Here is a 14,704-nt window from a genome sequence, read left to right on the forward strand (position 1 = left end):
ACGATAATTAAAGCCTGTTTTGGGAGCGTTGCCAGACACGGAAGAAATATTTTTAAAAGTGAGCTTCGGCGTTCAGTAACACTTCAGTAACGTTCTGCCTGCCGAGCATTTATCTCAAGTACTACCCTGCATAATAAAACCGGAGATACCATGAATAAGAAGGTGTTGACCCTGTCTGCTGTAATGGCAAGCATGTTATTCGGCGCGGCTGCGCACGCTGCTGATACCCGTATTGGTGTGACTATCTATAAGTATGACGATAACTTTATGTCAGTGGTACGTAAGGCTATTGAAAAAGATGCCAAAGCGGCGCCAGATGTACAACTGCTGATGAACGACTCGCAGAACGACCAGTCCAAACAAAACGATCAGATCGACGTGCTGCTGGCAAAAGGCGTTAAAGCACTGGCGATTAACCTGGTTGACCCGGCAGCTGCAGGCACGGTCATTGAAAAAGCACGCGGACAGAACGTACCGATCGTGTTCTTCAACAAAGAACCTTCTCGCAAGGCGCTGGACAGCTATGACAAAGCGTATTACGTCGGTACTGACTCTAAAGAGTCCGGTATTATTCAGGGTGATTTGATTGCCAAACACTGGGCAGCTAACCCGAACTGGGACCTGAACAAAGACGGCAAAATTCAGTTTGTTCTGCTGAAAGGCGAACCGGGACACCCGGATGCTGAAGCACGTACTACTTACGTGATTAAAGAGCTGAACGACAAAGGCATTAAAACTGAGCAACTGCAGTTAGATACTGCAATGTGGGATACCGCTCAGGCGAAAGATAAGATGGATGCGTGGATGTCCGGTCCGAACGCGAACAAAATCGAAGTCGTTATCGCCAACAACGATGCGATGGCAATGGGCGCAGTTGAAGCGCTGAAGGCACACAATAAAACCAGCGTACCGGTATTTGGCGTGGATGCCCTGCCTGAAGCACTGGCGCTGGTGAAATCTGGCGCTATGGCCGGTACCGTGCTGAACGATGCTAATAACCAGGCGAAAGCCACCTTTGATCTGGCGAAAAACCTGGCTGATGGCAAAGGTGCGGCAGATGGCACTAACTGGAAAATTGAGAACAAGATTGTTCGCGTTCCGTACGTAGGTGTCGATAAAGATAATCTGGCCGAGTTCACCAATAAGTAAATACTCCGTCTGTGGGCGCAATTTCATTGCGCCCTTAATAACGCACTCTGCAAGGCCAACAAGGTATAATTATGGTCAGCACACATACTCAGTCGTCAGGCGAATACTTGTTGGAAATGACCGGCATCAACAAGTCCTTCCCCGGCGTTAAGGCGCTTGATAATGTCAATTTAAAAGTCCGCCCGCATTCTATTCACGCCTTAATGGGGGAGAATGGCGCGGGGAAATCAACATTATTGAAATGTCTTTTCGGCATCTATCAAAAAGATTCCGGCAGTATTTTATTTCAGGGTAAAGAAATCGATTTTCATTCTGCTAAGGAAGCGCTTGAGAATGGTATTTCGATGGTACACCAGGAATTAAACCTGGTATTACAACGCTCTGTGATGGACAACATGTGGCTGGGACGCTATCCCACCAAAGGCATGTTTGTCGATCAGGAAAAAATGTACCGCGATACCAAAGCGATATTTGATGAACTGGATATTGATATCGATCCGCGTGCGCGCGTCGGCACATTATCCGTTTCACAAATGCAGATGATTGAAATTGCGAAGGCGTTCTCCTATGACGCCAAAATCGTCATCATGGATGAACCAACGTCATCGTTAACCGAGAAAGAAGTTAATCATCTGTTCACTATCATCCGTAAGCTGAAAGAGCGTGGATGCGGTATTGTTTATATTTCCCACAAAATGGAAGAAATCTTCCAGCTGTGTGATGAAATTACCGTACTACGCGACGGCCAATGGATTGCGACCCAGCCGCTGGAAGGGCTGGATATGGATAAGATCATCGCCATGATGGTAGGGCGTTCACTGAACCAACGTTTTCCGGATAAGGAAAACAAACCTGGTGAAGTCATTCTGCAAGTGCGTAACCTGACCTCGCTGCGTCAGCCGTCGATTCGTGATATCTCGTTTGATTTACACAAAGGGGAAATTCTCGGGATTGCCGGTCTGGTGGGTGCAAAACGCACGGATATTGTTGAAACGCTTTTTGGTATTCGTGAGAAATCATCGGGTACGATTATGCTACACGGCAAAAAGATTAATAACCACAGTGCAAATGAAGCCATCAACCATGGTTTTGCGCTGGTCACGGAAGAGCGCCGCTCAACCGGTATTTATGCGTATCTGGACATTGGTTTTAACTCGTTAATTTCTAATATCCAAAATTACAAAAACAAAGTCGGTCTGTTGGATAATTCCCGCATGAAGAGTGACACCCAGTGGGTAATTGACTCCATGAGGGTGAAAACACCGGGCCATCGTACGCAAATTGGTTCACTTTCTGGCGGTAATCAGCAAAAGGTGGTTATTGGTCGTTGGTTATTAACGCAGCCAGAAATTCTGATGCTGGATGAACCGACGCGTGGAATCGATGTTGGCGCGAAATTTGAAATTTACCAGTTAATTGCCGAACTCGCGAAAAAGGATAAGGGGATTATTATTATTTCCTCTGAAATGCCGGAGCTGCTGGGTATTACCGATCGTATTCTGGTGATGAGCAATGGTCTCGTTGCCGGAATTGTTGACACTAAAACAACAACGCAAAACGAAATCCTCCGTCTTGCGTCTTTGCACCTTTAAGATTAGGGGCTCCTCATGAGTGCGTTAAATAAGAAAAGTTTTCTTACTTACCTGAAAGAAGGCGGAATTTACGTTGTTCTTTTGGTTTTGCTGGCGATTATTATTTTCCAGGATCCCACTTTCTTAAGCTTACTGAACCTGAGTAATATTCTCACGCAATCCTCGGTGCGTATTATTATCGCATTGGGTGTGGCTGGACTGATTGTTACCCAAGGGACCGACCTGTCGGCGGGGCGTCAGGTTGGCCTGGCGGCAGTGGTGGCAGCGACTTTGTTGCAGTCGATGGAGAATGCCAACAAGGTGTTCCCGGAAATGGCGACGATGCCGATCATTGTAGTGGTGCTGATTGTCTGCGTGATTGGTGCCATTATCGGTCTGGTGAACGGTATTATCATTGCTTACCTGAACGTGACGCCGTTTATCACCACCCTGGGTACGATGATTATCGTTTACGGGATCAACTCCCTGTACTACGACTTCGTCGGCGCATCGCCAATCTCTGGCTTTGACAGCGGATTTTCAACCTTTGCACAGGGCTTTATTGCACTGGGCAGTTTCCGACTCTCCTACATCACCTTCTACGCGCTGATTGCCGTGGCCTTTGTGTGGGTGCTGTGGAACAAGACCCGCTTCGGTAAAAACATTTTCGCCATCGGCGGAAACCCGGAAGCAGCGAAAGTGTCTGGGGTAAACGTTGCGCTGAACCTGTTGATTATCTATGCGTTGTCTGGCGTGTTCTATGCCTTCGGTGGTTTGCTGGAAGCCGGGCGTATCGGCTCGGCGACCAACAACCTCGGCTTTATGTATGAGCTGGATGCGATTGCGGCGTGCGTGGTTGGTGGCGTGTCGTTCAGCGGCGGGGTAGGTACCGTGTTTGGCGTGGTGACCGGTGTGATTATCTTCACCGTCATCAACTACGGTCTGACCTACATCGGCGTAAACCCTTACTGGCAGTATATTATCAAGGGCGGCATTATCATCTTCGCGGTCGCGCTGGACTCACTGAAGTACGCGCGTAAGAAGTAATCGTACAACGTAAAAAGCCCGGTGCAGCGCAACCTGCACCGGGCTTTTTTATCTGCGTTACAACGTTAACGCATGTTCTTCCTCTCCGGGTTTAAATTTCACCTCGCCCAGATCAATACAGGCTACCGGGCAAACGTGACCGCACAATAAACATCCCACACATTTTTCTGTATTGCAGTGCGGTGTACGGGTTTCCTCATTCCATTCCATCGCCTGATGCCCGCCGTCATAGCAGGAGATGTAGCAACGACCACAGCCGATGCATTTATCAAGATGGATGTTCGGATAGACAATGTAGCTACGGTCAAGCTCCTCGGCGGGGATGATATTGGCATTGGCCAGACCCACCATCTCCTCCAGTGAGTCAAACCCTTGATCGGCGAGGTAATGTGACAGCCCGCTGATCATGTCCTCCACAATCCGATATCCATACTGCATGATCCCGGTGGTCACCTGCAGCGTGGCAGCGCCTAACAGTAAAAACTCGGCGGCATCTTCCCAGGTCTCAATTCCTCCAATGCCGCTAATCGGAAAATCCCGCAGTTCAGGGTGCATGCGTAGTTGTTGGATAAATCTCAAAGCAATAGGTTTAACTGCCTTGCCGGAGTAGCCGGAAATACTGGATTTACCGTTGACGACCGGCATCCCGATTTTCCTGTTCAGGTCGATATTAGTGATGGATTTAACCGTATTGATGGTCGCGATGCCGTCGGCTCCTCCGCGTTTTGCCGCCAGCGCCACCTCACACATATCACCAATATTTGGTGTCATTTTAGCCAGCATTGGCAGGGGCGAACCGCGTTTAACCGCCCGACAGTATTTTTCAACCAACTCAGGGCTTTGTCCTACATCGCTGCCCATAGCATGCGAGGTCATTTGCGGGCAGGAGAAGTTACACTCGATCATATCTGCACCCGCTTCTTCAACCAGGCGGGCCAGTTCCTGCCATTGCTGCTCATTTTCCCCCATGATCGACGCAATCAGGACCTTATCCGGGTAGTCTTGTTTCAGTCGCCGAATAGCAGCCAGATTCTCCTCCAGCGGATGCTCGGCAATTTGCTCCATGTTTTTGAAGCCAATAAAGCCGGTATCTTCTTTGGTTAGATGGTCAAAGCGTGGGGAGACTTCATTCGCAATAAAGAACCCGATCGTTTTAAAAACAATGCCGCCCCAACCGCTATCATAGGCTTTGGCGCACATTTCATAACAGTTGCCCACCGGGGAGGAAGAGAGGCAGAACGGGTTGGGAAATTTGACGCCGCAAAAGGTAATAGAAAGATATTTCGTTAACATGAGCAAGCTCCCTCTAAATAGTGATGAATGGCCTGAGCGGCTTCTTTTCCGGTTTTCACGGCGTAAACGACCGTTTTATCGCCTTCAACAATATCGCCTGCAGCAAACAGAACCGGATCAGCAGTTTGGTAGTTTTGCGTATTGATTAGATTGCGCTGTGGCTTTAACGTGGCGAAATTATCAAGCTGAGCGTGTTGACCGACGGCAAGAATAATGTGCTCGGCTTCTAGCATGAGTTCGCCTGGCAGGCGTACGTGCTTAAAGGTAACTTGATTTCCGCTTACCGCCACGGGCGTGAAACCGTCAATAATCGACACGCCTAATGCCTGGGTGCTGCTGAATTCTTTATCGCTGGCCGGAAAATCAGCCAGTTCTTCACGCGCGACACAGGTGACTGACGGGCAGCCCAGCAGTTTCAACGTACTGGCGACATCCATCGCCACGTCGCCACCGCCGATGATCAATGCACTTTTGGCGACGGTAATATCGCCGCTTGATTGCCGGGCGCGTTGCAGAAAATCGACGGCAATTTCAACGTGATTCGCTTTCTCAAAAAGAGGCAATGTTGAGCCGTAAGACATACCTGGGGTAACCAGTACGGCGCGATATTCTGCTTTGAGTTGCTCAACGGAAAGGGCATTGCCGACTTCACAATTGCACTTGATGGTCACGCCCATTTCAACGATACGGGCAATTTCATTATCCAAAACTGAATGTGGCAAACGAAACTCTGGGATGCCATAGCGCAACCAGCCGCCTGGCTGAGCCTGTTTTTCGAAGATGGTTACGTCATAACCAAGATTGCTCAGCGTTACGCTGGCCTGTAATCCTGCCGGACCTGCACCGATAATGGCGACCTTGCCCAGCGTTTTTGTTGCCGGTCGATAGATTTTCATCGCGGTCTGCTGTTCAAAATCGGTAATAAAGCGCTGCAGACGCGCAATATCGATAGGTTTATCAATTCCTGAACGCGTACACCCGCGCTGGCATAATTTTTCGGTTGGGCAAACTCGAGCGCACACCGCACCGAGCGCATTATTTTCGCGGATAGTTTCGGCTGCGCCTTTAAAATTACGGAAATAAATGGAGCGAATAAATTTCCCCGGGTCGGTTTGCGCCGGGCAATCCTGACTACAGGGGGCATCGTGACATAATAAACAGCGGGAAGCCTCTTTTATTGCTAATAATGGGGTAAAAGCAGGCGTGAGCTCATCCAGATAATTTTGTTGTGGCATATTTTCTTCCTTAATGCTTGAGTAAATTAAGGCAAACCGTTAATAACAAAATATAAAAAGTGAAAGGCTATTCTTAAGGCTAAGCACTGCAGGAAGAGTATTCTGTGAAAGGATTCACAAATAGAAGATAGTTTGAGGGAAATGCTGACGGGCAGCATTAATCCCTTATCTTGAAATGGTAACTATTATCAAAATATTAGCTATTCTCAACCGCTAATATAAAGGCAAATGCGTTATCGATAAAAAACTAAGTAAATAACCATACCGAAGGATAAGCACCCGCATCCAGCATAAACCAGTACGTAAGACCAAAATTGCAGCGGCTCTTGATTGCGATAAGCGAAAACCGGTTCGCGCGCATTCTTTTTAATTTTATCTACGGCTCCCGAGCGCCAGCCTTTCCAGGCTTCACGAAAACAAAACACGGGAATGAGCAGAAAGGCCAACACGACGAAAAGGGTTTGTACATCCATGCTTATTTTCCTTGTTTCTTTTGTAATTCGAGCAGTTGTTCAGGCGTGACTGCCGGATATCCCTGTGCATCGTCCGGTACCTGATGCATGGTAGGGATAGGGACCAGTGGGCCTAAAAAGCGGGGTTCACGTTTAAAAATGTAGAGATCGGCAAGTGCACCAAAACGGGCACCAAATTCACGTACCCGCACGGTGAGCATATCTTTTGGCGAAGGTACGGCGTAGCACTGGGCCTGGATACCCATATGGAGCGCAATAAACAAGGCACGCTCACAGTGGAATCGCTGGGTAATAATGATGAAATCGTTGGTATCGAACACCTTACGGGTGCGCACGATGGAGTCGAGCGTTCGGAACCCGGCGTAATCAAGCACGATGTCAGCGGGATCGACGCCTGCGGCAATCAGATCTTTACGCATCGTCATGGGTTCGTTGTAGCTTTGCTGCGCGTTGTCGCCGCTTAACAGCAGATAGTTTACCTTCCCGCTGTTATAGGCGTTCAATGCGCCCTGAATGCGGTAGCGGTAATACTGATTGATGACGCCGGTGCGGTAATACTTCGCCGTGCCCAGAACCACACCTACCTGGCGGTAGGGTAAATCCTGCAGTTCGTCGTAAATGTAGGGAGCAGTCTTCCAGCTCATCCACCGATCGAGTCCAAGCACAGTCAAAAGCAGCAAGCCTAGCAGGACTAACAGGCTGTAAAACACGCGCTTTAACATGCAGAAAACTCGTTATTTGGATGGAATTTCAATCAGGCTACTTTACCCGAAGACGTAGCGCAAGAAACAGCAATCTGATTGAGGGGATTTTAGTCACTGTTGCCCGATGACGTTACGCCATCGGGCAACACGACTTAGTCGAGTAGCACGCGCTCTATATTGTCGCAGCCCAGTGCTTTCAGCGTGGCAGACGTCGCATCCCACTGAATTAACGGCGCATCGGCTTTTTCAGCCAGCACGGCGCGTTGGATATCTGGATAATCATAACCGTTCAGATTCAACAGGTTCAACGCGCCTTGCAGTGGTGGCAGGGTTGGGTTAAAAGCAGCATTTTCAGCATAGCTGCCGCTAAAAATACGACCATCTTTACACTCCAGCGCCACGCCGCTTGGGGATTTGCTGTACGGCATATGACATCTGTTGGCAGCGGTGATTGCTGCCTGGGTCAACGCATCGCCCTGCAGTGCGAAGCCGTGATCCTGATCGTCCATCAGCAGCGTTTTAATCTCCAGATCTTTCGGGCCGAAGGCATCTGGCAGATAATCGCGCAGCACGTGTGGCGCACGTCCCGGCAGATGAATACGTAAATCCAGTCCGCTGTTTAGTTCGTTCATAAACTGGCGACAGTGGCCGCACGGCGTGTAGTTGACGGTGATGGCGGCGAGCCCTTTTTCACCGCGCAGCCAGGCGTGGCTGATAGCGCTTTGCTCGGCATGAACAGTTTGCTGCATGGTCGCGCCCAGGAACTCCATGTTCCCACCGAAGTACCAGTTGCCGCTGATGCCGCGAGAAATAGCCCCAACGTTGAAATTGGACAGTGGAGTACGCGCGCAGGCCGCAGCCAGCGGCAGCAGAGCGAATGCCAGCGCGTCTTCGTCCAGTCCCGATTCGCGTTTCAGCAAAGAGACCTGCTCAGCAGTCAGCATGGCGGGGAAATGCGCATCCGCCAGAACAGGGGCCAGGGCTGATTGCAAGTTATCCGCGAGTTGGGCAAAAGCAGTTTGAAAACGTGGATGCATGGCGATGCCTCATAACAATGTAATGGAATCGTAGTTTACGGGCCCGTTATGGCTTTATATGTGATCCAAATCCCATTGTGTATGCAACTTATGAAACTTAAATGAAAAATGTGCAACGCATCGCAAATAAATAGCTAAAAAATGAAGGTTAACCCACCACCGCCAGAATAATCGGGAACAGGAATGGGGCAACCAACGAGGTGATAATGCCACAAATAACCAGCGCAAGAGAGCTAAACGCGCCTTCCTGGTAGTCCAGTTCTGCACAGCGTGCGGTACCCAGGGCGTGCGACGCGGTGCCCATTGCCAGCCCCCGAGCGGCCTTGGTGCGAATACGCATCGCATTAAGCAACGTATGACCAAATACTGCCCCGAGGATACCGACAAAAATAACGCATACGGCGCTGATAGCCGGAATGCCGCCAATACTGCCTCCCACGGCCATAGCGATAGGCGTGGTGACCGATTTTGGCATGATAGACGCGGCAATTTGCGGTGATGCGCCCATCAACAAAGCGATTGTTGTACCTGTTACCATCGCCACAACGCTCCCGGCAAAACAGATAGCAATGATTGATTTCCAGCGGGCGCGAATTTGGTGCAGCTGTTCGTATAACGGATAGGCCAGCGCGACCACGGCAGGTTGCAGTAAATCGTTCAGTACTTCGCTGCCTTTGAAATAGTGATCGTAGGGAATGCCGGTCAGCAGCAGAATGGGAATAATCACCACCATGGCAACCAGCAGCGGGTTCAATAGCGGCATTTTAAATCGTGCAGCCAGCTTACGTGCGCCAAAAAATACCGCCAGCGTAAGAGGTAAAGACCACCAGATATACGACATCATTCTTTAGACCCTTTTTGCCCAACGATTTTGCGTTCACCGTGCACAATGTGCGAGCTCCAGCTCACCACCAGGAAAACGACCAGCGTACTGATGGTACAGGACACCACTACCGGACCAAATTGTGCGCGGAGCAGGTCAAAGTACTGCATGATCCCCACGCCAATCGGGACAAACAGCAGGGCCATATAACGAATCAGCACGTAGCAGCCAGGGTTAACCCATTTTGCCGGTAACACCTGCAAAGCCAGTAAGACAAACAGAATCAGCATGCCGATAATGCTGCCCGGAATGGTGATAGGAAGTAGCGACGCAAGAAAAATACCTGCGTAGAGGCAGGCATAAATCAGGACGAATGCGCGCAAATATTGCCAGATAACGTTCAGTGCTTTGCTCATAGTTGAAACCCTTGACGAGACTGATTCATCATACAATTAAACTTAAAAACGTGCTACCGATCACATCATGAATTCTAAGCATAGAGGAAATAGATATCTGGAACATCGGGCGATGGCCCTAACTCTCCGCGCTAAGCCTGTGCCAGATAATACAAAAAACGATTCAGGGCGGTAGTAGGTGTTTCGTTGTTGCGCCAGAATACGCCGACGCTGCCTTTTTGTTCAATCTTCGGCAGATTCAGAATAGCCAACTGCCCCTGGGCGGCATACCGTTGTGCCAGACGCAAAGAAAGAATAGAGATCATATCGCTACTTTGCAGCAGGTTGGTACTGACGTTGATCGACGCCGATTCAATGATGTTTTCCGGCAACATGACGCCGTTATCAACCAGCGCGTTATCAATGCTTATCCGGATAGGGGTTCCTGTTGGCCAGACAATCCAGCGCCAGTTCGCCAGATCGTGCCAGGTGAGCAAGGGATATTTTGCCAAGGGATGATCGGGACGGGCGACGAAACAGACCGGCTCGGTATAGAGCACCTGGTAATTGAGCGGCAACTGAAGCGCCCGGCCACCGACGCGACCGACGACGACATCCACCGAACCCGCGAGCAGATCGTGCAGCAGCGGGGTCATCACTTTCTCTTCGATATTAAGGTTCAGGGTTGGCAACTCTTTGAGCAAACCCAGTATTGCCAGTGAAACGCAGTCGGTCGCTACGGGTGAGCAGCCAATCTTCAGACTTCCCACCAGGCCGCCTTGCTTAAAACGGGCGATTTCATATTGCGAACGTTCCATATCATTGAGCAGGCGTTGGGCATGCTGCAGTAACAGCTTGCCGCCTTCGGAAGGACGCAAGCCTTTGCTGTGACGTTCAAAGAGGGTGATGCCAATCTCATCTTCGAGCTGTGATAACCATTTTGACAACGCTGGCTGGGTGATATTCATCATCCGTGCGACGTGAGTCAGATTTCCCTGTTCGCCCAGCGCGATAAGCGTTTGCAGGTGTTGCAACTTAAGTTTCTGCGCCCAATTTGCCATTTGCTATAACCTCCAGGTTATGCCTCTGCATGAAAAGCCATTGTACATTTCATCTCCAAACATACAAAGTCGCAACATACCTAAAACAAAACAGACATCTACTCTACCTGCACTGAGGCATTCACTATGACTCATCAACGTGATCTACAAGCACTGATCGATTCCGCTCCCGTCGGTAAGACCCAGTGGCGCGTTATCATTTGCTGTTTTCTGGTCGTCATGCTCGACGGATTTGATACCGCAGCTATTGGCTTTATCGCTCCCGACATTCGTACTCACTGGCAGCTGACTGCCGGCGATCTGGCGCCGTTGTTTGGCGCAGGCCTGTTGGGGCTAACCGCTGGCGCATTGCTCTGCGGCCCATTGTCTGACCGTTTTGGCCGTAAACGGGTGATTGAACTCTGCGTGGCGCTGTTCGGCGCCCTGAGCCTGATTTCGGCTTTTTCTCCCGATCTACAAACGCTGGTTATTTTGCGCTTTCTTACCGGGTTAGGTTTGGGCGGCGCGATGCCAAATACCATCACCATGACGTCAGAGTACCTGCCAGCGCGGCGGCGTGGCGCGCTGGTGACCATGATGTTTTGTGGATTTACCCTGGGGTCGGCGATGGGTGGGATTGTGAGCGCGCAACTGGTGCCGGTTATTGGCTGGCACGGCATTCTGGTGCTGGGAGGCGTTCTACCACTCATGCTGTTTGTGGCTCTGCTGTTTGCGCTACCGGAATCCCCGCGCTGGCAGGTTCGTCGCCAACTGCCGCAAAACGTGATTGCCAGAACCGTTAGCGCCATCACCCGGGAACGTTATGACACTACCCATTTTTATCTCAACGAGGACACAGCGATTGCTAAAGGAAGCATTCGCCAGCTGTTCGTCGGGCGACAGCTGCCCATTACCCTGATGCTATGGGTAGTGTTCTTTATGAGCTTGCTGATTATTTATCTGCTCTCCAGTTGGATGCCAACGCTGTTAAACCATCGTGGAATTGATCTGCAGCATGCCTCATGGGTAACTGCCGCCTTCCAGATTGGAGGAACGCTGGGGGCGCTGGCGCTGGGCATGCTGATGGATAAATACAATCCTTTCCGCGTGCTGGCCGTGAGTTATGCACTGGGCGCAGTGTGCATCGTCATGATTGGCCTGAGCGAGAACGGTCTGTGGTTGATGGCTCTGGCTATTTTTGGCACCGGCATTGGTATCAGCGGTTCTCAGGTTGGTCTAAATGCGTTAACCGCCACGCTATATCCGACACAAAGCCGGGCGACGGGCGTCAGCTGGTCTAATGCGGTGGGGCGCTGCGGCGCGATTGTCGGCTCGCTTTCTGGCGGCGTGATGATGGCGATGAATTTCTCATTCGATAACCTGTTTTTCATTATTGCCGTCCCGGCGGCCATCAGCGCGGTGATGCTTACGCTGCTGACGGTTGTTATCCGCCAGTCGGCCTCTGCCTCAAATACTCTGCCTCGCGCAGGTGTTGTGAATGAATAAGGAGAATCCCTATGTCTGAACTGAATCAGGATGTTAAGAACAGCCGTCAGCAGTTTTACCAGCATATTTCCGGGCAGAATCTGACCCCTCTGTGGGAGTCGCTGCACCGCCTGGTGCCGCCAACCCCGAACGCACATTGCGCGCCTGCGTACTGGAACTATCAGGAGATCCGCCCTCTGCTGTTAGAAAGTGGCGATCTGATTGGCGCGAAAGAGGCGATTCGCCGCGTGCTGGTGCTGGAAAACCCAATGTTGCGCGGACAGTCTTCAATCACCCCAACGCTGTACGCAGGATTGCAGTTAATTATGCCGGGCGAGGTTGCGCCGAGTCACCGCCACAACCAGTCTGCGCTGCGCTTTATTGTCGAAGGGAAAGGGGCATTTACCGCCGTGGATGGCGAGCGCACCCAGATGCATGAAGGCGATTTTATTCTGACGCCGCAGTGGCGCTGGCACGATCACGGCAACCCGGGCAGTGAACCGGTGGTGTGGCTGGACGGTCTGGATCTGCCGCTGGTGAATCTGCTGGGCTGCGGCTTTGCGGAAGACTACCCGGAAGATCAGCAGCCGGTCACGCGCCAGGAAGGGGATTACTTACCGCGCTACGCGGCCAATATGTTGCCGCTGCGTCATCAGAAGGGTAACTCATCGCCGATTTTTAACTATCGCTACGATCGCAGCCGTGAAGCGCTACATGACCTGACCCGTATGGGCGACGCCGATGAGTGGGACGGTTACAAGATGCGTTACGTCAACCCGGTAACCGGCGGTTATCCCATGCCTTCGATGGGAACCTTCCTGCAACTGTTGCCGCAGGGCTTTTCCTCACGAATGGCGCGTACCACTGACAGCACTATCTATCATGTGGTGGAAGGAAGTGGGCAGGTCACCATCGGTAACGAGACCTTCAACTTTTCGCCAAAAGATATTTTTGTGGTGCCGACCTGGCACGGCGTGTCGTTCCAGACCCACGAAGATACCGTCTTATTCAGTTTTTCGGACAGACCGGTTCAGGAAGCGCTGGGGCTGTTCCGTGAAGCACGCTATTAATTTGGGAGAGAGAAAATGACGCAATATGTATTCGAACCACAAGCGCCTGTTACCGTTCCGGTGGTTGGCTGCGATGAACAATTTCCCGTGCGCCGCGTTTACTGTGTGGGCCGTAACTATGCCGCTCATGCGCGTGAAATGGGCTTTGATCCGGATCGCGAACCCCCATTCTTCTTCTGTAAACCTGCTGATGCAGTAGTCCCGGTGGCAGCTGGTCAGATCCTTGAACTGCCGTACCCATCGCAGACCGATAACTATCACTATGAGATAGAGCTGGTGGTGGCGATTGGTAAAAAGGGCAGCGATATTCCGCTGGAAAAAGCGCATGAATATATCTGGGGCTATGCCACCGGTCTGGATATGACCCGCCGTGACCGGCAGATGGAGATGCGTCAGATGGGGCGTCCGTGGGAAATCGGCAAAGCGTTTGATCTCTCCGCGCCCATCGCGCCGTTGCATAAAGCCAGCGAAAGTGTGGATGTTAACCATGCGCCAATCTGGTTGCAGGTCAACGGCGACGATCACCAGCGTAGCGATATTCGCCACCTCATCTGGTCTGTGAATGAAACCATCAGCTATCTGTCAGGCTTTTTCGAACTGCAGCCAGGCGATCTGATCTACACCGGTACACCCGAAGGCGTAGGGGCGGTAGTGAAAGGGGATGTGATTACCGGAAACGTAGACGGTTTAACCCCCATCGCCGTGAAGATTGTCTGAGGTGCATAATGAAGCTGTACAGTTTCTTTAATAGCTCCGCGTCATATCGTGTACGCATTGCGCTGGCGCTGAAGGGGCTCGATTACCAGACGGTGGGCGTCAATATTCGCATTGGTCAGCAGAACGAACTGGCCTACCGGCGAATGAATGCGGTGGGACTGGTGCCGACGCTGGTGACCGATGACGGAGAATCACTCGGGCAGTCTCTGGCGATAACCGACTGGCTGGATGGCCACTTTCCGCAGTCGCCGCTGCTGCCCGCCGATTTCCCGGCGCGTAGTAAGGTGCTGGAAATCGTTTATGCCATCGCCTGCGATATTCACCCTGTAAACAATCTACGGGTGCTGCGCTACCTGAGCGAAGAGCTAAAGGTCAGTGAAGAAGATAAAAAACGCTGGTATGCCCACTGGATCCAGCAAGGGTTAAGCGCGGTGGAACAGATGTTGCGCCAGAGTCACTCGGGGACGTTTTGCGTGGGGGACGCACCGACGCTGGCGGATTGCTGTCTGATCCCGCAGTGGGCAAACGCGTTGCGGATGGGTTGCGATCTGAGCGGATATCCACGCTGTAAGGCGGTATATGATGCCTGTACCCAGCTTCCGGCGTTTATCGCCGCCGCGCCCGAGAATCAACAAGACAAAATTCCAGCCTGATAAGGAGAACGA

The 14,704-nt window shown here is 51.2% G+C and carries 15 protein-coding genes; 7 read left to right on the top strand and 8 right to left on the bottom strand.

All coding sequences use genetic code 11. The annotated features are described in order from the left end of the window. The first annotated feature begins 150 nt into the window (after nucleotides 1–150). The 3 genes from mglB (at nucleotide 151) to mglC (ending at nucleotide 3,767) form a co-directional block, all read left to right on the top strand. Nucleotides 151–1,149, top strand: coding sequence for a galactose/glucose ABC transporter substrate-binding protein MglB (mglB, locus tag GUC46_RS08260; RefSeq protein WP_003027399.1), 999 nt, complete (start codon nucleotides 151–153; stop codon nucleotides 1,147–1,149). A 71-nt stretch (nucleotides 1,150–1,220) separates the two neighbouring features. Continuing rightward, nucleotides 1,221–2,741, top strand: coding sequence for a galactose/methyl galactoside ABC transporter ATP-binding protein MglA (gene mglA, locus GUC46_RS08265; RefSeq protein WP_160180078.1), 1,521 nt, complete (start codon nucleotides 1,221–1,223; stop codon nucleotides 2,739–2,741). 15 nt (nucleotides 2,742–2,756) lie between these two features. Continuing rightward, a complete protein-coding gene (mglC, locus tag GUC46_RS08270; protein ID WP_003027393.1) occupies nucleotides 2,757–3,767 on the top strand; it encodes a galactose/methyl galactoside ABC transporter permease MglC in 1,011 nt (336 codons plus the stop codon). A gap of 57 nt (nucleotides 3,768–3,824) precedes the next feature. Here mglC and preA read toward each other — a convergent pair whose 3' ends face one another. From preA to GUC46_RS08310, 8 genes are all read right to left on the bottom strand, one after another. After that, nucleotides 3,825–5,060 carry an NAD-dependent dihydropyrimidine dehydrogenase subunit PreA gene (gene preA / locus GUC46_RS08275; RefSeq protein WP_160180081.1) on the bottom strand — a complete coding sequence of 412 codons (1,236 nt, stop codon included), beginning with the start codon at nucleotides 5,058–5,060 and terminating at the stop codon, nucleotides 3,825–3,827. After that, nucleotides 5,054–6,295 (bottom strand): NAD(P)-dependent oxidoreductase, encoded by a 1,242-nt coding sequence (locus tag GUC46_RS08280; RefSeq protein WP_071687533.1) that lies wholly within the window; start codon nucleotides 6,293–6,295, stop codon nucleotides 5,054–5,056. Before GUC46_RS08280 ends, preA begins: the two co-directional genes overlap by 7 nt. Before the next feature lie 233 nt (nucleotides 6,296–6,528). Continuing rightward, entirely contained in the window at nucleotides 6,529–6,768 is a 240-nt protein-coding gene (locus tag GUC46_RS08285) for a DUF2542 family protein (RefSeq protein ID WP_003027385.1), read from the bottom strand. 2 nt (nucleotides 6,769–6,770) lie between these two features. Then, nucleotides 6,771–7,490 (bottom strand): outer membrane permeability protein SanA, encoded by a 720-nt coding sequence (gene sanA / locus GUC46_RS08290; protein ID WP_003027383.1) that lies wholly within the window; start codon nucleotides 7,488–7,490, stop codon nucleotides 6,771–6,773. A gap of 134 nt (nucleotides 7,491–7,624) precedes the next feature. Next, nucleotides 7,625–8,509, bottom strand: coding sequence for a cytidine deaminase (cdd, locus tag GUC46_RS08295; RefSeq protein WP_003027381.1), 885 nt, complete (start codon nucleotides 8,507–8,509; stop codon nucleotides 7,625–7,627). Nucleotides 8,510–8,657: 148 nt separating this feature from the next. Next, nucleotides 8,658–9,353: a CidB/LrgB family autolysis modulator gene (locus GUC46_RS08300; protein ID WP_003027380.1), complete on the bottom strand. Its 696-nt coding sequence runs from the start codon at nucleotides 9,351–9,353 to the stop codon at nucleotides 8,658–8,660. Beyond that, nucleotides 9,350–9,748 carry a CidA/LrgA family protein gene (locus GUC46_RS08305; RefSeq protein ID WP_003027379.1) on the bottom strand — a complete coding sequence of 133 codons (399 nt, stop codon included), beginning with the start codon at nucleotides 9,746–9,748 and terminating at the stop codon, nucleotides 9,350–9,352. The genes GUC46_RS08300 and GUC46_RS08305 overlap by 4 nt, the downstream gene beginning before the upstream one ends. Nucleotides 9,749–9,879: 131 nt before the next feature. Beyond that, nucleotides 9,880–10,788: a LysR substrate-binding domain-containing protein gene (locus GUC46_RS08310; RefSeq protein WP_003840122.1), complete on the bottom strand. Its 909-nt coding sequence runs from the start codon at nucleotides 10,786–10,788 to the stop codon at nucleotides 9,880–9,882. Nucleotides 10,789–10,914: 126 nt separating this feature from the next. On the opposite strand from GUC46_RS08310, the gene GUC46_RS08315 reads away from it, so the two are divergent. Genes GUC46_RS08315 through maiA form a run of 4 tightly spaced genes read left to right on the top strand, consistent with a single transcriptional unit; the run spans nucleotide 10,915 to nucleotide 14,692 of the window. Beyond that, nucleotides 10,915–12,273, top strand: a complete 1,359-nt coding sequence (locus tag GUC46_RS08315) for an aromatic acid/H+ symport family MFS transporter (RefSeq protein ID WP_003845195.1) — start codon at nucleotides 10,915–10,917, stop codon at nucleotides 12,271–12,273. Between the two features lie 11 nt (nucleotides 12,274–12,284). After that, nucleotides 12,285–13,322, top strand: a complete 1,038-nt coding sequence (gene gtdA, locus GUC46_RS08320) for a gentisate 1,2-dioxygenase (protein WP_003840127.1) — start codon at nucleotides 12,285–12,287, stop codon at nucleotides 13,320–13,322. Nucleotides 13,323–13,337: 15 nt separating this feature from the next. Next, nucleotides 13,338–14,039, top strand: a complete 702-nt coding sequence (locus tag GUC46_RS08325) for a fumarylacetoacetate hydrolase family protein (protein WP_003845199.1) — start codon at nucleotides 13,338–13,340, stop codon at nucleotides 14,037–14,039. Between the two features lie 8 nt (nucleotides 14,040–14,047). Beyond that, nucleotides 14,048–14,692 carry a maleylacetoacetate isomerase gene (gene maiA / locus GUC46_RS08330; protein WP_032936672.1) on the top strand — a complete coding sequence of 215 codons (645 nt, stop codon included), beginning with the start codon at nucleotides 14,048–14,050 and terminating at the stop codon, nucleotides 14,690–14,692. Nucleotides 14,693–14,704 lie beyond the last annotated feature (12 nt).

The organism is Citrobacter sp. LUTT5, from assembly GCF_009905315.1.
Taxonomy (GTDB): domain Bacteria; phylum Pseudomonadota; class Gammaproteobacteria; order Enterobacterales; family Enterobacteriaceae; genus Citrobacter; species Citrobacter freundii.